This is a genomic window from Pseudomonas sp. PDM18 (assembly GCF_014852585.1).
In the GTDB taxonomy this organism is placed as follows: domain Bacteria; phylum Pseudomonadota; class Gammaproteobacteria; order Pseudomonadales; family Pseudomonadaceae; genus Pseudomonas.
Window position 1 is genome coordinate 137,183 of the sequence record NZ_JACVBX010000014.1, and the last position, 18,774, is coordinate 155,956.

An 18,774-nucleotide genomic window follows, 5' to 3' on the forward strand; every position below is an offset into this window, starting at 1 on the left:
GCCGTCAGCGGCCTTTGAATTGGGGGGAACGTTTCTCGGCCACGGCGCGCAGCGCCTCGGCGGCATCATCACTGCGGCCGCAGAGCAGCCCGGCGGCCTGTTCGGCCTCCAGTTGCTGGGCCAGGGTGCGGGCGGCACCGTCGCGCATCAGGCGCTTGGTCTGGGCGAAGGCGAAGGTCGGGCCGGCAGCCAGGCGCGCGGCGAATTCGCCGACCTGGGCCTGCAGCTGATCGTCGGCGACCACTTCGCCGACCAGGCCGGCCTGCAGCGCGCGCTCGGCGTTCCACAGTTCGTCGAGGAACAGCAGGCGCTTGGCCGCTTCGCTGCCGATCAGGCGCGGCAGGTGCCAGCTGGCGCCGGCGTCCGGGCAGTAGGCCATGCCGGTGTAGCCGGCCTTGAAGCGCGCGGAGGCCCCGGCGATGCGGAAGTCGCAGCACAGGGTCAGGTCCATCCCGGCGCCGACGGCGGTGCCGTTGACGGCGGCGATGGTCGGCTTGTCCAGGCCATGCAGGCGGCGCATCAGGGCGTGAGCGGTTTCGGTCCAGCCGTAGGTTTCCAGTTCGCCACGGGCTTCGGCCTCGGCCCATTCGGCGAGATCAGCGCCGGCGCAGAAGCTGCGGCCTTCGGCGCTGAGCACGATGACGCGTACGGCCTCATCGACTTCATAGGCGTCGAGCAGGGCCAGCAGGTTCTTGAGCGTGGGGATGTCGAGCGCGTTGCGCTGCTCGGGGCGGTTCAGGGTGATCCAGGCGATACCGTCCTGGACCCGGCTGAGCGGGGATGGCTGAGTCATGCTGCCCTCGTTCTTGTAGTCGTTTGCTGAGGCGGATGAAGCGTTGGAGTCAATACTAAACAAGTGTTCAGTAAGACGGCAATCCACCCGAAAGGGTGGCTTGTAACGCCCTGCCAATCGACGGGAAGGCCGCGCGGCGCGGGGGCTGAGGGGTTTTGCGGGGAAGTCGCTGCGGGTTTGTTACAACTTCGAACAATCGTTCAGCAAGACACGGGCTGGTGGAATACCTGTAGGACCGAGGGGGCGCCCAGCCCTTGTTCGCGAAAGGATTAGCCGGCGGCTCTGGAGCTGGGCGGGTTCGCGAGCAAGCTCGCTCCTGCGAAGAACCGCGAAGCCAAAGCAAAAGCCCCGCAGTTCGTAGGGCGCATAACCTGGGACAAGTTTTCCGCCGGCCCTGCGGCGGATAACGCTGGCGCGTTATCCGCCCTACAAAAAGCCAAAAGCCCCGCGATGCGGGGCTTCTGCGGAGCGTAAAGGCTCAACCGAGGCTCGGTACCGCCTCGTCGGTCAGTACCTGCCCACGTTTGCGCTTGAGCAGGTAGTAGGCGAGGTAGCAGGCCGCCATGAAGCCGAAGCCCCAGTACAGCGACGGACGCTGGGTCGGGTCCATGGCGAGGAACACGAACAGCGAGCAGCAGATCGCGATGCACGCCAGCGGGATCAGTGGGAAAAGCGGTGCGGCGTACTTCAAGTCGGCCACGGTGCCGCCCTTGGCCATGTGCTCGCGGCGGAAGCGATACTGGGCGTAGGCGATGACGATCCAGGTCACGGTGCCGGCCATCCCGCTCACCGCCATCAGCACCATGAACAGGGTGTCGGCGGCGACCACGCTGGTGAGCAGCGAGAGCAGGGCGAAAGCCAGGCTGATCAGCAGCGCATAGAGCGGCACACCACGGGCGCTGAGTTTGGACAGCTTGCGCGGCGCCATGCCGGTCTTGGACATGGCCCAGAGGATGCGCGTGGACGCGTAAAGGCCGGAGTTACCCACAGACAGGATCGCCGTGAGGATCACGAAGTTCATGATGTCGGCGGCGTAGGGGATACCGACCATGTCGAACACCTGCACGAAGGGGCTTTCCATCAGCCCGGCCTGCTTCCACGGCACGATGCAGGACAGCACGGCAATCGCCAGCACGTAGAAGATCAGCACGCGGAACACCACGTTGCGCACGGCGCGGGGGATGCTCTTCTCCGGCTGGTCGGTCTCGCCGGCGGCGACGCCCATGATCTCGCAGCCCTGGAAGGCGTAGACCACCGTCATCATCACCGCGAACACCGCGGACAGGCCGTTGGGGAACAGGCCGTCGCTGACCAGGTTGGACAGCCCCGGCGCGGCCGCGCCGTCGTTCAGCGGGATGGCGCCGAAGATCACCAGCAGGCCGACGACGATGAAGCCGAGGATGGCCGCGACCTTGATCCCGGAGAACCAGTATTCGGCCTCGCCGAAGGCGCGGGTGGCCAGGGCGTTGAGGGAGAACAGCACGACTACGAAGAAGCCCGACCAGAGCCAGATCGGCACCTCGGGGAACCAGCGGGTCATCAGCATGCCGGCGGCGGTGAACTCCAGGCCGACGGTGGAGGCCCAGCTCATCCAGTAGACCCAGCCGATCATGAACCCGGTGGCCGGGCCAATGAAGCGCGTGGCGTGGGCCTGGAAGGAGCCGGAGACGGGCATCTGCACCGACAGCTCGCCCAGACAGACCATCACCAGGTACATCAGCAGGCCCGCGACCAGGTAGGCGAGGATGGCGCCCATTGGGCCGCCGGAACTGATGGTGACGCCCGAGCCCATGAACAGGCCGGTGCCGATGACGCCGCCCAGGGACAGCATGAAAATGTGGCGGCTCTTGAGCGCGCGGGTGAGCTGGATCTTCTCGCCGCTGCCGGCGTGATGGGACTCAGACATGGCGCACCTCCAGGGAACGGGGGGCGCGGCTGAGCGGAACTCTACGTTGGATCATTATTGTTATCTCCAATCAATCAGAGGCCGTGGCTCGGGCACGGATGCCACCGGATTATTGGAAGGCGATGTAAGGCGGGGTTGTTCGCCAGGATCGAAGTTGTAGAAAGATGTAAGAATTTTGTGCAGGCCGCGTGGGGCGGGGCCTCAGCGCTCCTACAATGTTTGGCGCTCCCTGCTACTCGAGTTCGTAGGGCGCATAACGCGCCAGCGTTATCCGCCGCGGCAGATGGCGGATAACCTGTTCCAGGTTATGCGCCCTACGCCTGAGAACTCCTCAGGAGTTCTGCGGCAACCGCCCTCTCCCGCTCCAACCGCGCCACCCAATCACCGGATAGCGCACCTGTCAGCGCCGCCGCTTCCAGCTCACCCAGGCAATCTCCCAACCCGCGCAAACCCATGGACCGGCAACTGCCCGCCAACCGGTGGGCAAGGCTAGCGGCCTCTACCACATCGTGCTGGCGCAACGCCTCCAGCAGCAGCGGCCATTGCTCGTCGAGCAGCTTCCACAGGCTGGCGAGCAGCTCGTTCAGCTTGTGCTCGCCCAGCAGGCGACGATGGGTATCCAGAACCTGGCGATCCAGTGGGCCGTTATCCACAGCCGCGGGCAGCAGTTCCCAGGCGACACCGGACAGTGCGCGGCGCAGGTCATCCACGCGCAACGGCTTGCCGAGCACGCCCTGCATGCCGGCCTCGAAATAGCGGCGGACCATGCCCGGCTGCACGCTGGCGGTGAAGGCATGGATCGGCGTGGTCGCGTTGAGTCCGCCAGTCTGCGCGCGGATCGCCCGACACAGGTCGAGGCCGGTCATCCCAGGTAGATGCATGTCCAGCAGGATCAGATCGAAGCGCCGCGCGGCGGTGAGCGCCAGCGCGGGTTGCGCATCGTCGGCGAGCTGCACGCGGTGGCCGTCGCGCTCCAGTAAAGCCTGGGCGACTTCGCGGTTGAGGGCGACGTCTTCCACCACCAGCACCTCCAGCGCAGGGACCGGTTCGGCGGCCACGCTGGAGCGCGGTACCACGCCCGGCGCCAGCTCGATTTCGAACCAGAAGGTGCTGCCCTCGCCCTCCAGGCTTTCCACGCCGATCTCTCCACCCATGGCCTCGACCAGCCGCTTGCTGATCGCCAGTCCCAATCCGGTGCCGCCGTAACGCCGCGCCACCTCGTCGCTGGCCTGGGTAAAGCGCTGGAAGATCTTTTCCTGCTGCTCGGCGGAGATGCCGATACCGTCGTCGGTCACGCTGAAACGCAGGCGCTGTCCGGCTCCGTTGTTCTGCAGCACGGCGACCTCCAGCAGCACCTCGCCCTCTTCGGTGAACTTCACTGCGTTTGCCAGCAAGTTGCTCAGCACCTGACGGAGGAACTGCTCGGCGCCTCGGCAGCCGTCCTGCACCTGCGGTTCGACGCGCAGGCGCACGCAGGTGCCGTTGTCCTCGGCGCGCGGCTCCAGCAGGGTAACCACGTCATCGAGCAAGCGGCGCAGGGAGAAGTCCACCGGCTCCGGCTGGCTGGCGCCGTCTTCCAGCTTGGCGAAGTGCAGCACCTCGTTGAGGATCGCCAGCAGCCCTTCGCCAGCGGTGGACAGCGCCTGCAGTCGGCGCTGGTCCTGCTCGCCCAGAGGCGCAGCGCGCAGCAGCTCGGCCATGCCGAGAATGCCGTTGAGCGGCGTGCGGATTTCGTGGCTCATGGTGGCGAGGAAGCGGCTCTTGGCGCGGTTGGCGGCCTCGGCCTCCTCCTTGGCGCGGCGCAGGCTGGCGGTGCGCCGCTCGACCCGACGCTGCAGCTCGTCGCGCTTGCTCTGCAGCGCTTCGCGGTCGGCTTCGCGCCGGCGCAGTTCGGCGCGCAGGGCACGACGCAAACCGTCGAGGGCATCGGCGACGGTGTCGATCTCGTCCTCTTCACCTGAGCGTTTCTTGGCCAGCGCCAGCTCGGTACCCAAATCGCCGCCGGTGAGCCCCCGGACGAAGTCGGCCATTGCGCGCAGGTGGCGGGTGACCAGGCTGTGGAACAGCCAGCTCAGCGCCACCGCCAGGCCACAGAGGAACACGCCCATCCACAGCAGACTGGTCAGCCCGCCGTGGAGCAGGCGCAGGTAGACGGCGCCCAGGTCGATGCTGATCTCCAGCTCGCCCAGGTCACGGCGCTCGCCGTCCGGCGGCTGGAAGGCCAGGGCGTAGTGCTCGACACGGAATGGCCCGCGCTTCTCATCGGCGTCCTGCACCAAGTTGAAGTCGGCGCTGCGCAGGCGCACCTGGGCGATGTCGGGGAAGTCGGCCAGGCCGTGCAACTGTACGTTGAGCTGCTCCTGGTTGAGGTCCCACAGGCTGCGTTCGAAGCTGGCCAGATAGCCGACGCGGATCAGCTCCAGCCGGGTGTCGATGTCGCGCATCTCGCGGCGGTATTCGAAGTACAGCTGCACCGTGCTGGCCAGTACGGTGAAGCACAGGCTGAACAGCAGCACCCGCAGCAGCAGGCGCCGGGCCAGGCCGCCGGGCAGCCTCAACGCGGCACCCCGTCACCGGCAAGCATGGCGCGGTAGTCGCGCTCGCTCTGCTGTAACCAGCGGGCGACGCTGCCGTCGTCTACGCGCTTCTTCAGCAGCGCGTCGATTTCGTCCATCCGCGCCGCCAGCGGCGAATGGCGGGAGACGGCGATGCGCAGGTAATCCACGGTGAGCGGCCGGGGCAGCGCGGCGATGTCCTGGCCGCCGGCCAACTGTTCGACGAACAGGGTGCCGGTGCGCCGCTCATGAGCGATGAAGTCGATGCGCTGACGGATCAGCTTGCCGAAGTTCTGGCGGCTGTCGGAGACCCATTCGACATTGCCGTGCTCGGCGACGAAACGGTCGAACTCCGGCCCGTAGCTCTCGCCGAACAGCAGCCCGCCACGGTACTTGGCGAGGTCGCCGAGCTGGTCGAAACGCACTGGCTTGCGGCGGTTGTAGAAGATCGCGACTTCCTCACGCAGCACCGGCACGCGGGAGAACAGCAGGCCATCGTCGCGCTGCGGGGTCTGGTAGGCGAGCACCACATCGACGCGGCCTTCGGCGGCGTCCAGCAGACAGCGCTTCCAGTTGCCCAGCACCACAGTCTGCACTTCGTAGCCCAGCCCGCCAAGCACACTGCGCACGGTCTGCGGCGCCAGCCCGCGCACTTCGAGGCCGTCGCTCCAGGAAATGGGCGGGTAGACGGGATAGTCGCAGTAGCGGATGGGCTGGGCGGCACAGGCGACGCTGCCGAACAGCACCAGGCACAGCACGGCCAGCCAGCGCATGGCTCAGGCGTCGGCGGGCGGGGCGGTGAACAGGTAGCCGGCGCCGTGGATGGTGATGATCAGTTCGGGCTCGGCCGGGTCGTCGCGCAGTTTGCGGCGCAGGCGGCCAACCAGCACGTCGATGGAGCGGTCGTTGGGCAGCCATTCGCGGTTGCGGATCTGGTCCATCAACTGGTCGCGGCTCAGGGTGTGGCCGGTGTTGCGCAGGAACACGCAGAGCAACTGGAACTCGCCGTGGGTCAGCGGGGTTTCGCTGCCACCGGCGTCGATCAGGCGACGGCGGTCCGGGTCCAGCGTCCAGTGGGCGAAGCGCTTGTGGTTCTGTCGGCTGCCGCCATGGACAGGCGCGGCGGCGGGCTGCCGGGCGTGGCGCACCCGACGGATCAGGTTCTTCGCGCGGGACACCAGTTCGCGGGGGTTCAGCGGCTTGATCACATAATCATCGGCGCCGCATTCCAGGCCGACGATGCGGTCGATGTCGTCGTTGCGCCCGGTGATCAGGATGATGCCGACCTCCGAGCGCACCCGCAGCTCGCGGGTCAGGGTCAGGCCATCCTTGCCGGGCAGGCGGATATCGAGCATCACCAGGTCGATGGGCTGCTCGGCCTGCTCGGCTTCGGCGAGGCTCGCCTCGGCCTGTTCGGCGGTGCCGGCGCAAAGCACGTCATAGCCTTCCTCGCCGAGATAGGCCTGGAGGAGCTCGCGAATCACCGGATCGTCGTCGACGATCAGTACACGGGAAGTCATCGCAATACCCTGCTGAGGCCGCCGCTCGTGACGGGGCCGTTCTTGTTATGCGTGGAGGTAGAGCTGTAGGAACTGTCCTGCAGATGGCGGCAGGTTACCGCCCGCTGAACAATCGATCAACAGGCTCCCGACGCCCGACAGAAGCGCTGCCGGCCACCGTACTGGAGGCCATCTACCCAGGCTTCGCAGATCTGCACGCCCTGCTCCGGGGTGAAGGTATTGGGGTTCAGACCGGACTCCAGCCACAACCCATCGAGCAAGGCGCTGAGGGCAATCGCGGCCAGTTCCGCGTCGAAATCGGCCCAGTCCTGCTCCTTCGCCAGTTCATTCAGTGCCTGCGTCAGCAGCGCGCGGTACTCACCGTAGGAATGATCGTGCGCCTTGTTGATTTCCTCAGCCGTCTTCACCGCGCCCCAGAACGCCAGCCAGGCATCCAGCAGCTGCGGGTCGAGCAGCTCGGCGGAAAACGACGCACGGAAGAATGCCGACAGCCGCGCGCGGGCATCCGGCGCCGCCTCGGCGATGGCCTCGCGCAGCAGCTGCATGACCCGCCCGGTAACGGTCAGGTAGGCCTCGGCCACCAACTCGTCCTTGCCCGAATAGTGGTGGTTGATCAGCCCCACCGAAACCCCGGCCTCGGCGCAGATCTTGCGTATGGAGGCTCCCTGGAAGCCATGGCGTTTCAGGCACGCGAGGGTGGCCTCGATCAGCAGCGCCTTGCGCTGCTCCGGCTCCAGTCGGGTAAAGCGGACTTCCTCGTTCATGCCTGGCTCCTAAGGTTTCAGGTGGCCAATCTGAACGATTGTTCGATTAGGCGCCAGTACCTACCCGTTCGGGGAATGGCCGGGGAACTGGCCCTGGTCGAGAGTGGCTTCATCCGCGATATCTCCAATCCATAACAAAATCAAAGGTGGGACTGACATGCAGAAAACGCTCGCAGCAGTACTCAGCGCGGCGCTGGCGACCTTGCCGGCACTGGGTCACGGGGAGGATGCCGAAGGCGCGAAGACGCTGCGGCTGTATAACTGGACCGACTACATCGGCGAACACACCATCGCCGACTTCGAGAAGGAAACCGGGATCAAGGTGGTCTACGACACCTTCGATTCCTACGAAACCGTGCAGGGCAAACTGCTGCCCGGCCGCTCGGGCTACGACCTGGTGGTGCTCAACGCCGCCCTGGTGCCGCCGCTGCTCAAGGCGGGCGTGTTCCAGCCGCTGGACAAGTCCAAGCTGCCCAGCTGGAACAACCTCGATGCGGACGTGCTCAAGCACCTGGACCACTACGATCCGGGCGTGAAGTACTCGGCGCCCTACACCTGGGGCAGCAACGGCATCACCTACAACATCGACAAGATCAAGCAGCGCATGCCGGACGCGCCGATCGGCTCGCTGGCGATGCTGTTCGATCCGAAGATCGTGTCGAAATTCGCCGATTGCGGGGTCACCATCATCGACTCCCCCACCGACGTGATCCCGCTGGCCCTGGCCTACCTCAAGCGCGACCCCAACAGCGCGCTGCCCGAGGACCTCAAGGCCGCCCAGGACCTGCTGCAATCGATCCGCCCGTACATCCGCAAGTTCGACTCCACCAGCTACCTGAACGGCCTGGCCAACGGCGACCAGTGCATGGCGATGACCTGGTCCGGCGACTACGCCACCGCCCAGGCCCGCGCCGACGAAGCCGGCGCCAAGGTCAAGCTGGGCTACTTCGTACCCAAGGAAGGCTCGCTGATCTGGTTCGACGACTTCTACATCCCGGCCGACGCGCCGCACGTGGCGAATGCCCACAAGTTCATCGAATACATGCTGCAGCCCAGGGTGGCTGCCGGCGTCGCCGACTACATCCGCTACGCCTCCAGCAACGCCGCCGCCACCCCGCTGCTGGCCGCCGAAGTGCGCAACGACCCGGCGATCTACCCCGACGCCGAGACCCGCGCCCGGCTGTTCACCCAGAAAGTGCAGACCCCCAAGGCGACCCGCCTGATCACCCGCACCTGGAACGCGGTGAAGACCGGGACCTGATGGATCGCCAACCAAACGCCCCGGCCTGAGCGCCGGGGCACGGGGAGAAGGCTCTCCCCCACACGAATAATCGAAACACCGAGGTAAAGCAGATGACCACTCCAACCCCAGCCTTCTTCGCCCAGTTCAACGACGAGCAGCTGGTCGCCGCCGACAAAGCCCACTACATGCACGGCTATCACGTGTTCGACGATCACCGGGTCAACGGTGCGCTGAACATCGCCGCCGGCGAGGGCGCCTACATCTACGACACCAAGGGCAATCGCTACCTGGACGCAGTGGGCGGCATGTGGTGCACGAACATCGGCCTGGGCCGCGCGGAAATGGCCGATGCCATCGCCGAGCAGGTACGCAAACTGGCCTACTCCAACCCCTTCTGCGACATGGCCAACGTCACCGCCATCCAGCTCTGCGAGAAACTCGCCGAACTGGCGCCGGGCGACCTCGACCACGTGTTCCTCACCACTGGCGGCTCCACCGCCGTGGACACCGCCTACCGCCTGATCCAGTACTACCAGAACTGCCGCGGCAAGCATGAGAAGAAGCACATCATCAGCCGCGTCAACGCCTACCACGGCTCGACCTTCCTCACCATGTCGCTGGGTGGCAAGGTCGCCGACCACCCGGCCGAGTTCGACTTCCTCAAGGACGTCATTCACCACATCTCCTGCCCCAACCCCTACCGCGCACCGGAAGGGATGACCGAAACCGACTTCCTCGAATTCCTGGTCAAGGAATTCGAGGACAAGATCCTCGAACTGGGCCAGGACAAGGTGGCCGCCTTCTTTGCCGAGCCGATCATGGGCTCGGGTGGCGTGATCATCCCGCCCAAGGGCTACCACCAGCGTATGTGGCAGGTCTGCCAGCAGTACGACGTGCTCTACGTCGCCGACGAGGTGGTGACCTCCTTCGGCCGCCTCGGCGCCTTCTTCGCCTCCGAGGACGTGTTCGGCATGCAGCCGGACATCATCACCACCGCCAAGGGCCTGACCTCCGGCTACCTGCCGCTGGGCGCGTGCATCTTCTCCGACCGCATCTGGAAGGTGATCGGCGAGGCCGACAAGGGCCGCTGCTTCGCCCACGGCTTCACCTACAGCGGGCACCCGGTGAGCTGCATCTCGGCACTGAAGAACATCGAGATCATCGAGCGCGAGAATCTTCTGGAGCACGTGAAGGACGTCGGCGGCTACCTGGAGCAGCGCCTGCAGGAACTGGCCGACCTGCCGCTGGTGGGCAGCGTGCGTTGCCAGAAGCTGATGGCGTGCGTCGAGTTCGTTGCCGACAAGCGCAGCAAGGTGCTCTTCCCCGAGGAGCTGAACATCGGCGAGAAGATCCACCTGCGCGCCCAGGCCAAGGGCCTGCTGGTGCGGCCGATCGTGCACCTGAACGTGATGTCGCCGCCGTTGACCATCACCCGCGAGCAGGTCGACGAGATCGTCGACACCCTGCGCGAGTCGATCCTCGAAGCCGCCGAAGACCTCAAGCGCAGCGGTGATTACGCGGGGCACTGATGATCGATCCGAGGATTTTGCCTACACCCCGGCAGCCCTTTAGACTGCCGGACATGAGCGAATCCCAGGCGCTGAGCGAAACCTCCGACGCACCCGCCCTGCATGCCTGGCATGCGGGACTGGCGCGCGCACTGGCCAGCGTCGGCGAAGTCGCCTTCGTCGAACGCCTGGCCGACGCCCTGGGCTGCCTGGTGCCGGTGGAGTCGGTGATGCTCGGCCTGGAACAGCGCGGTCAGCCGCCGCAACCGCTGTACCAGCGCGGCGTCCACCCGGACCACCACGAGGCCCTGGTCGACCGCTACTACGCCCGCGGCTACCTGCTCGACCCCTTCTGCCTGGCCATGGAAGACGGCCTCACCGAAGGCTTCTACCCGCTGGCCGACATAGCCCCGGACGATTTCTTCGCCAGCGAGTACTACAAGACCTACTACCTCAAGTTCGGCTGCACCGAGGACTGTCACTTCATCATCGACCTGGGCGAGACGCGCAAGGTCTCGCTGTGCCTGTACCAGGGCGAGAGCGGCGCACGCTTCAGCGAGACCCAGCTGGACCTGCTGGCCACCGCCCTGCCGCTGGTGCGCGAGCTGTTCCGCCAGTTCGAGCGTAATGGCGGGCTGGACCTGCTGCTGGCCGGGCGCGGCGTGAAAGTCAGCGCGCCGGACGCCCAGGCGCCGCTGAACCGGCATATCCGCGCGGCCTTCATGAACTTCGGCGCCGACCTGCTCACCGAGCGCGAACGGGAAATCGCCCACCTGCTGTTGCGCGGCCACTCGGTGAAATCCAGCGCGCGGGTGCTGGATATCTCGCCGGAAACCGTGCGCATGCACCGCAAGCACCTCTACACCAAGCTGGCGATCAACTCCCAGGCGGAGCTGTTCTCGCTGTTCATCGACTGGCTCACCGGCGGTGTGAGCGCGGCCTGACACCTGCGGTTCCCGCCAAGCTCACGACCGTACGGATTTCGATACCAACCGATGCGGCGGCGCACGCGGAAATCTGCCAACCTATGGCCTTTCCCGCTGTCTGACCCGTGCCCCACCACCAGGAGAGCTCCCCGATGCCCCGCCGCTGGCTACCCGCCTTGCTGTTGGCCGCCGCCCTGCCGCTGCACGCCGCCGAATCCAAACCCACCTACGGCCCGGAACTGGAGCGCTTCAACTACTCCTACCCGGTCGGTCACTACAGCTTCGCGTCCCAGGGCCACCACATGCACATGGCCTACATCGACGTGAAGCCCAAGAAGCAGCCCAACGGCCGCACCGTGGTGCTGCTGCACGGCAAGAACTTCTGCGCCGGCACCTGGGAAACCACCATCGCCGCCCTGAGCGACGCCGGCTACCGCGTGGTCGCGCCGGACCAGATCGGCTTCTGTAAGTCCACCAAGCCCGAGCGCTACCAGTACAGCTTCCAGCAGCTGGCGACCAACACCCACGCGCTGCTCGAGCACCTGAAGATCGGCAAAGTCACCCTGCTGGGCCACTCCACCGGCGGCATGCTCGCCACCCGCTACGCGCTGATGTACCCGCAGCAGGTCGAGCAACTGGCCATGGTCAACCCCATCGGCCTGGAAGACTGGAAGGCCCTGGGCGTGCCCTACCGCACCCCGGACCAGTGGTACGAGCGCGAACTGAAGACGAGTGCCGAAGGCATTCGCCAGTACGAGCAGGCAACCTACTACGCCGGCCAATGGAAACCCGAGTACGACAAGTGGGTGAACATGCTCGCCGGTCTGTTCAACGGCGCCGGTCACGAGCGCGTGGCGTGGAACTCGGCGCTGCTCTACGACATGATCTTCACCCAGCCGGTGGTCTATGAATTCGGCCAGCTGAAGATGCCGACGCTGCTGCTGATCGGCACCAGGGACAACACCGCCATCGGCAAGGACCTGGCCCCGGACGACCTGAAGGCCAAGCTGGGCAACTATGTCGAACTGGGCAAGTCGACCGCCAAGGCCATCCCCAACGCCACCCTGGTGGAGTTCGACGACCTGGGCCACGCGCCGCAGATCCAGGACCCCAAGCGCTTCCACGAGGCGCTGCTCAAGGGGTTGGCGGAGCTCAAGCGCTGATCTGTGCCCAGGGCTGAGCGATCGCGGACGGAGTCCGCTCCTACGTTTCCTTGCAGCATCGGCGCAGGGGCTCCCCTCACCCCAGCCCTCTCCCGGAGGGAGAGGGAGCCGGTTGTGCCGGCTGATGCCACGGGTTCATCCTGCGCCGGACGGTCCCCTCTCCCTCTGGGAGAGGGTTAGGGTGAAGGCCAGCCGTGGCACCGGGCCCGACCTGTAGGAGCGAGCTTGCTCGCGAACCCTTCCCGGCGACTCGGGTACTGGGCGGTTCGCGAGCAAGCTCGCTCCTACGAAGAGCAGTCTTGGCACCTGCAGAATCGCGCCCATGGGCGCACCTACAGGTGCACATCATCGCCGGCCCCAACAAAAACGCCGGCTCCCCTCGCAGGTAGCCGGCGTTTTTCATTCGGGCGGGCAATCAGCCCAGGTTCTTGCCCAGCAGCGCGTGGTACAGCTCACTGTCGCCGAGCACGCCGACGACGCGGCTCTGCTCCTGCAACACCAGCTTGTGACCGGTCTGGTAGCGAATCTGCAGCGCGTCGCGCATGCGGATGTTGACGTCAACCAGGGTTGGCTCGTGCTTGAGCTTTTCCACCGGGTCGCCCGGACGCCATTGCTGCAGGTCGATGATGTTGCTGCCCTGGCGAGCGGTCTTGATCTGGTTCGATTCGGTCAGGCCCAGCCAGCAGTCGCGGCCCTGGTCGAAGCACACCTCGTCGGCCTGGCGGCGGCACTGGTCCAGGCCACGCATCAGGCTGGAGCCGCACAGCACGTTGAGCGGGTTGGTGTGGGCGACGAAGGTGCGCACGTAGTCGTCCGCCGGGCTGAGCACGATTTCCTCGGGCTTGCCGTGCTGGATGATGCGGCCGTCCTTCATGATGGCGATGCGCGTACCGATCTTCAGCGCCTCGTCCAGGTCGTGGCTGACGAAGACGATGGTCTTGTGCAGCTGCCGTTGCAGCACCAGCAGTTCATCCTGCAGTTGCTGGCGGATCAGCGGGTCCAGCGCAGAGAAGGGTTCGTCCATCAGCAGGATGTCGCCGTCCATTGCCAGCGCGCGGGCCAGGCCGACGCGCTGCTGCATGCCGCCGGAGAGCGAATCCGGGCGCTTATCGCGCCATTGCGACAGGCCGACCAGTTCGAGCTTCTCGTCGATCACCTTCTTGCGTTCGTTGGCCGGGCGACCCTGCATCTCCAGGCCGAAGCCGATGTTCTCGGCCACGGTCAGCCAGGGCATCAGTGCGAACTTCTGGAACACCATGGCGATGCGCTTGGTGCGCATGGTCTTGAGCACCGCCGGCGAGCAGTTGGCGATATCCACCTGCTGGCCTTCGTGCTCGATCAGCAGCTTGCCGCGGCTGACCCGGTTGAGGCCGTTGATGCAACGCAGCAGGCTGGACTTGCCCGAGCCCGACAGGCCCATCATCACGCAGATTTCGCCGCGTTCGACATCCAGGCAGGCATCCTCGACACCCAGCACCTGGCCGGTGCGCTTGAGGATTTCCTCGCGGCCCAGGCCCTGATCCAGCAGCTTGAGCGCTTCCTTGGTGTGGGTGCCGAAAATCACATCCACATGTTCGAATCGAATCGCCGACATAGTACTTACCTCCCCCGCAGCGAACGTTGCTTGCACACCCGGTCGAGCAGGATGGCGAGCAGGACGATGGCCAGACCGGCCTCGAAGCCGAGGGAAATGTCCGCCGTGTTGAGCGCGTTGACCACCGGCTTGCCGAGGCCATCAGCACCCACCAGCGCGGCGATAACCACCATCGACAGCGACAACATGATGCATTGGGTGATCCCCGCGCCGATGCTTGGCATGGCGTGCGGCAGCTCGATGCGCGTCAGCAGTTGCCAGCGTGAGCAGCCGAAGGCCTTGCCGGCGTCCAACAGCTCCGCCGGCACATCCTGGATACCCAGGCAGGTGAGGCGGATGGGCGCGGCGATGGCGAAGATCACCGTGGAGATCAGACCCGGAACCACACCCAGGCCGAACAGGGTCAGGGTGGGGATCAGGTAGACGAAGGTGGGCACCGTCTGCATCAAATCCAGCAGCGGCCTCAGCCCGGTGTAGAACCAGGGCTTGTGCGCCGCCAGGATGCCCAGCGGCACCCCGACGGCAATACACACCACCGTGGCGAAGATCACCTGCGCCAGGGTCTCCATGGTTTCCTGCCAGTACCCCAGGTTGAGGATCAGCAGCAGCGAGGCCAGGGCAAATACGGCAAGCCCCCAGCTGCGCTGGATGTAGAACACCAGGAAGACCAGCAGCGCGATCAGCGCCAGCGGGTTGAACCAGAGCAGGCTGTTGGTGACGCCGTGGATGAGGAACTCGAGGGTGTCGGAAATCTTGTCGAACACCGACGCGCCATGTTGCGTGAGCCAGTCGACGAAGGCGGCGATATGCTCGCCCAGCGGTAACTTGTGGTCAGTCAGAAACATAATGCGGGCCCATCAGAAGCTTGAGGAATCGGCCAACGGCAATGCTTTCGGCACTTACTTAGCGAATGCCACCTTGGCTGCCGCCAAGGCCGGTTTGCCGTCACGGGTGGTCACGCCGGCGAGCCAGGCGTCGAGCAGTTCCGGATGGTCCTTCAACCAGGCTTTTGCCGCCTCTTCGGGCTTCTTGCCCCCGTTGAGCACGGCGTCCATGAGTTTGTTTTCCATTTCCAGGGTGAAGGTCAGGTTGGTCAGCAGCTTGCCGACATTGGAACATTCCTGGACGTAGCCCTTGCGGACGTTGGTGTAGATGGTCGCGCCGCCGTAGTTGGGGCCGAACACATCGTCCCCGCCTTCGAGGTACTTCATCTTGAAGCGGGTGTTCATCGGATGCGGTTCCCAGCCCAGGAACACGATCCACTGGTTGCGGCGGTCGGCGCGCCCGACCTGCGAGAGCATGCCCGCCTCGCTGGACTCCACCAGCTTGAACTTGCCCAGGTCGAACTGGTTCTTGTCCAGCATGCCCTGGACCAGGCGGTTGCCATCGTTGCCCGGCTCGATGCCGTAGATCTTGTTGCCCAGCTTGTCGGCGTACTTGCTGATATCCGCGAAGGATTTCAGCCCGCCGTCGTAAGCGGCCTGAGTCACGGCCAGGGTGTACTTGGCGCCCTCGAGGTTGGCTTTCACCGTCTCCACCGAGCCATTGTCGGCGTAGGGCTTGATGTCGTTGGCCATGCTCGGCATCCAGTTGCCGAGGAAGACGTCGAGATCCTTGTTCGCCAGCGACTTGTAGGTCACCGGCACGGACAACATGGTCACCTTGGTGGTGTAGCCAAGCGACTCGAGCACCTGACGGGTAGTAGCGGTGGTCACGGTGATGTCGGTCCAGCCGACGTCGGAGAAGCGAACCGTGCCGCACGACTCAGGTTCAGCGGCCTGAACCGCCAGCGGTGCGCAAACGGACACAGCAGCCAGCAGCAAAGACTTGCAACCTTTCATGAGCGTACTCCTCTGCGGGGTGGGGCGACGGCGCTGCGCGCATGGGGCGCGGCGGTCTGAAAATTATTGGTGGGACCTCAGGTACAGGTCCTTTTGTTGTCATTTCGTAAACGATCATGGAGCAGGAAAATTTCGTCGCCTACCGGGTGGGTCGCATCCAGTGCAGGCGAAGTCGTATTCAGCACCAGCCATGTCGCATCCAGTGGAAAGGCCCGGTTCCAGCGACTTGCAGAGGCCCGGATCATTCCATGGCGGCGGTTTTCTGGCCCCCTGGCGCCGCACCCGATGCGCTCGGAGCGACACCCTGCAGCCAGCCGTCGAGTACCTGCGGGTTGGCCTTCAGCCAACTCTTGGCGGCCTGGCGGGGATTGCGTCGCTCGTTGAGCACCGCATCCATCAACTGGTTCTCCATCGCCAGGTCGAATTTCAGGTTGTTCAGCAGCCGCGCGACATTGGGGCACTCCTGAAGATAGCCTGCTCTGACGTTGGTGAAGACCGTCGCACCGCCATAGTTGGGACCGAAGTAGGAATCCCCTCCCTCCAGATAGTTCATTTGGATTCGGGTATTCATCGGGTGCGGCTCCCAGCCCAGGAACACGATGGGCTGCTTCAAGGCCCCGGCTCGCTTGACGTAGGCCAGCATGTCGGCCTCGCTGGATTCCACCAGTTTGAAGTCACCCAGGCCGAAGGCTTTCTCCTTGATCATCTTCTGGATCAGCTGGTTGCCGTCGTTGCCCGGCTCGATGCCGTAGATACGCCCGCCCAGCTGCTCCTTGAATTTTGCGATATCGGCAAAAGTCTTCAGGCCCGCCTCATAGGCATAGCGCGGCACCGCGAGGGTGTACTTGGCGCCTTCGAGGTTGGCGCCCACGGTTTCCACCTGGCCCTTGTCGGCAAAAGGCTTGATGTCGTTCGCCATGCTCGGCATCCAGTTACCGAGGAACACGTCGATCTTCTTCTCCGACATCGCCTTGTAGGTATCCGGCACCGACAGCCGCACCACCTGCGTGCGGTAGCCCTGGTGGCTGAGCACCAGGCGGGTCACCGCAGTGGTCACGGTGATGTCGGTCCAGCCGACATCGGCGAAGCGCACCACGGCGCAGGATTCGGGTTCGGCGGCGCGCGCAGCGCCCGGAAGCACTACGGATAAGGTCACGGATAACGCCAACAGCGACGACACAAGACTCTTCATGAGACCAGCCTCTGACTGCGGAGAATGGGGGTGGATACGGGCGAACGCGGCCGTTCGTCGGTGGCGGATCATGGAACAGCGAAGCCGCCCACGCCTATCGACCGGTCGTGGTTCATGGCGCTCGCGTCGTAAAGAGGCAAGCTTTCGTCGGCCCCGGAACAGGTGGCTGCACGCCCCGCATCGACAGGGTGCGCGGCGGCGTTATTGGATACGGCCGCGTCGTCGATGGACGCAGCCGGCGCCGGACTTGGGTCGATCATGGCCGGGCATCGCGGGCACAGGGACGTGCCTCTCCCCTCCTTCAAGGACGTGCAGCTCGCCCGGAGTCCGGCATGGCAATCAGTGTGTTCGACCTGTTCAAGATCGGTATCGGCCCTTCCAGTTCGCACACGGTCGGCCCCATGCGCGCCGCCGCGCTGTTCGTCGGCGCCCTGCGCGAGCGGCAGATGCTCGAACGCACCAGCCGCGTGGAAGTGCGCCTGTACGGCTCACTTTCCGCCACCGGCGTCGGCCACGGTACCGACCGCGCCGTGATCATGGGCCTGATGGGCGAATGGCCCGACCGCATCGACCCCAGCCAGATCGAACCGCGCATGGCGCAGCTGCGCAGCAGCGGCGAACTGCTGCTGGCCGGCAGCCGGGCGATCCCCTTCGACTGGGTCCGCGACATGCGCCTGCTCGAAGAAAACCTGCCCTACCACCCCAACGCCATGCGCCTGACTGCCATCGAAGGCGACCACGTGCTGCACAGCGACACCTACTACTCCATCGGCGGCGGCTTCGTGGTCGACGAGGAACAGGCCGCCTCCGGCAGCCTCGACACCGACAACACCGTGCTGCCCTATGACTTCGCCAGCGCCGCCGAACTGCTCATGCTCTGCCGCCGCCACAACCTGCGCGTGTCCGAGCTGATGATGGCCAACGAGCGCATGTGGCGCAGCGAAACCGACATCCGCGAAGGCCTCAAGACCATCTGGCAGGCCATGCGCGACTGCGTCGACAACGGCCTGCGCCACGAAGGCATCCTTCCCGGCGGGCTCAACGTGCAGCGCCGCGCCGCGCGCCTGCACCGCAACCTGCAGGAAATCGGCAAGCCCAACGTCATCGGCTCGACCCTCTCCGCCATGGAGTGGGTCAACCTCTTCGCCCTCGCGGTGAACGAGGAAAACGCCGCCGGCGGGCGCATGGTCACCGCGCCCACCAACGGCGCAGCCGGCATCATCCCCGCAGTGCTGCACTACTACATGCGCTTCAACCCCGACGCCAGCGACGACGACGTCACCAACTACCTCCTGGCGGCCGCTGCCGTCGGCATCCTGTGCAAGAAGAACGCCTCCATCTCCGGCGCCGAAGTCGGCTGCCAGGGCGAAGTCGGCTCCGCCTGCGCCATGGCCGCGGCGGGCCTCGCCGAAGTGCTCGGCGCCTCCCCCGAACAGGTGGAGAACGCCGCCGAGATCGGCCTGGAACACAACCTGGGCCTCACCTGCGACCCGGTCGGCGGCCTCGTCCAGGTGCCCTGCATCGAGCGCAACGCCATCGCCGCGGTGAAGGCCATCAACGCCGCGCAGATGGCCCTGCGCGGCGATGGCCAGCACTTCATCAGCCTTGACCAGGTGATCCGCACCATGCGCAACACCGGCGCCGACATGCACGACAAGTACAAGGAAACCTCGCGCGGCGGACTGGCCGTCAGCATCATCGAATGCTGACCCCCAATCGACCACGCCAGCCCCGGCGCGCCCCCTGATGGCGCAAACGGTACGCCCGTC

General features: G+C 65.5%; 15 protein-coding genes. 5 read left to right on the top strand and 10 right to left on the bottom strand.

From position 1 onward, the window contains the following. Window positions 1–4: 4 nt before the first annotated feature. The 6 genes from IB274_RS24835 to IB274_RS24860 all read right to left on the bottom strand — a co-directional run bounded on the left by IB274_RS24835 (window position 5) and on the right by IB274_RS24860 (window position 7,538). Window positions 5–793, bottom strand: coding sequence for an enoyl-CoA hydratase/isomerase family protein (locus IB274_RS24835; RefSeq protein ID WP_192435500.1), 789 nt, complete (start codon window positions 791–793; stop codon window positions 5–7). A 478-nt stretch (window positions 794–1,271) separates the two neighbouring features. Further along, the gene (locus IB274_RS24840) at window positions 1,272–2,699 is read right to left on the bottom strand and encodes an amino acid permease (RefSeq protein ID WP_192435501.1); all 1,428 of its coding nucleotides are present in this window, start codon (window positions 2,697–2,699) and stop codon (window positions 1,272–1,274) included. Window positions 2,700–3,013: 314 nt separating this feature from the next. Continuing rightward, window positions 3,014–5,257 carry an ATP-binding protein gene (locus tag IB274_RS24845; RefSeq protein ID WP_192435502.1) on the bottom strand — a complete coding sequence of 748 codons (2,244 nt, stop codon included), beginning with the start codon at window positions 5,255–5,257 and terminating at the stop codon, window positions 3,014–3,016. Further along, window positions 5,254–6,027, bottom strand: coding sequence for a substrate-binding periplasmic protein (locus tag IB274_RS24850; protein ID WP_192435503.1), 774 nt, complete (start codon window positions 6,025–6,027; stop codon window positions 5,254–5,256). The genes IB274_RS24845 and IB274_RS24850 overlap by 4 nt, the downstream gene beginning before the upstream one ends. Before the next feature lie 3 nt (window positions 6,028–6,030). Further along, window positions 6,031–6,780 carry a response regulator gene (locus tag IB274_RS24855; RefSeq protein WP_192435524.1) on the bottom strand — a complete coding sequence of 250 codons (750 nt, stop codon included), beginning with the start codon at window positions 6,778–6,780 and terminating at the stop codon, window positions 6,031–6,033. A 110-nt stretch (window positions 6,781–6,890) separates the two neighbouring features. After that, a complete protein-coding gene (locus IB274_RS24860) occupies window positions 6,891–7,538 on the bottom strand; it encodes a TetR family transcriptional regulator C-terminal domain-containing protein (RefSeq protein ID WP_192435504.1) in 648 nt (215 codons plus the stop codon). A gap of 157 nt (window positions 7,539–7,695) precedes the next feature. Here IB274_RS24860 and IB274_RS24865 point away from each other — a divergent pair, with 157 nt between their 5' ends. From IB274_RS24865 to IB274_RS24880, 4 genes are all read left to right on the top strand, one after another. Next, on the top strand, window positions 7,696–8,799 hold the full coding sequence (locus tag IB274_RS24865; protein WP_192435505.1) for a polyamine ABC transporter substrate-binding protein: 1,104 nt from the start codon (window positions 7,696–7,698) through the stop codon (window positions 8,797–8,799). Window positions 8,800–8,891: 92 nt separating this feature from the next. Then, window positions 8,892–10,310 (top strand): aminotransferase, encoded by a 1,419-nt coding sequence (locus IB274_RS24870; protein WP_192435506.1) that lies wholly within the window; start codon window positions 8,892–8,894, stop codon window positions 10,308–10,310. 53 nt (window positions 10,311–10,363) lie between these two features. Then, window positions 10,364–11,233 (top strand): helix-turn-helix transcriptional regulator, encoded by an 870-nt coding sequence (locus tag IB274_RS24875; protein WP_192435507.1) that lies wholly within the window; start codon window positions 10,364–10,366, stop codon window positions 11,231–11,233. Window positions 11,234–11,367: 134 nt separating this feature from the next. Continuing rightward, window positions 11,368–12,378 carry an alpha/beta fold hydrolase gene (locus tag IB274_RS24880; protein WP_192435508.1) on the top strand — a complete coding sequence of 337 codons (1,011 nt, stop codon included), beginning with the start codon at window positions 11,368–11,370 and terminating at the stop codon, window positions 12,376–12,378. A 415-nt stretch (window positions 12,379–12,793) separates the two neighbouring features. Here IB274_RS24880 and choV read toward each other — a convergent pair whose 3' ends face one another. The 4 genes from choV to IB274_RS24900 all read right to left on the bottom strand — a co-directional run bounded on the left by choV (window position 12,794) and on the right by IB274_RS24900 (window position 17,005). Further along, window positions 12,794–13,972 carry a choline ABC transporter ATP-binding protein gene (gene choV / locus IB274_RS24885; protein ID WP_192210512.1) on the bottom strand — a complete coding sequence of 393 codons (1,179 nt, stop codon included), beginning with the start codon at window positions 13,970–13,972 and terminating at the stop codon, window positions 12,794–12,796. Window positions 13,973–13,977: 5 nt separating this feature from the next. Continuing rightward, window positions 13,978–14,817, bottom strand: coding sequence for a choline ABC transporter permease subunit (choW, locus tag IB274_RS24890; protein WP_081519043.1), 840 nt, complete (start codon window positions 14,815–14,817; stop codon window positions 13,978–13,980). A 54-nt stretch (window positions 14,818–14,871) separates the two neighbouring features. After that, window positions 14,872–15,813: a choline ABC transporter substrate-binding protein gene (locus IB274_RS24895; protein ID WP_045213872.1), complete on the bottom strand. Its 942-nt coding sequence runs from the start codon at window positions 15,811–15,813 to the stop codon at window positions 14,872–14,874. Between the two features lie 241 nt (window positions 15,814–16,054). Then, entirely contained in the window at window positions 16,055–17,005 is a 951-nt protein-coding gene (locus IB274_RS24900) for a choline ABC transporter substrate-binding protein (RefSeq protein ID WP_192435509.1), read from the bottom strand. Between the two features lie 332 nt (window positions 17,006–17,337). Here IB274_RS24900 and IB274_RS24905 point away from each other — a divergent pair, with 332 nt between their 5' ends. Further along, window positions 17,338–18,714 (top strand): L-serine ammonia-lyase, encoded by a 1,377-nt coding sequence (locus IB274_RS24905; RefSeq protein WP_192435510.1) that lies wholly within the window; start codon window positions 17,338–17,340, stop codon window positions 18,712–18,714. Window positions 18,715–18,774: the final 60 nt, after the last annotated feature.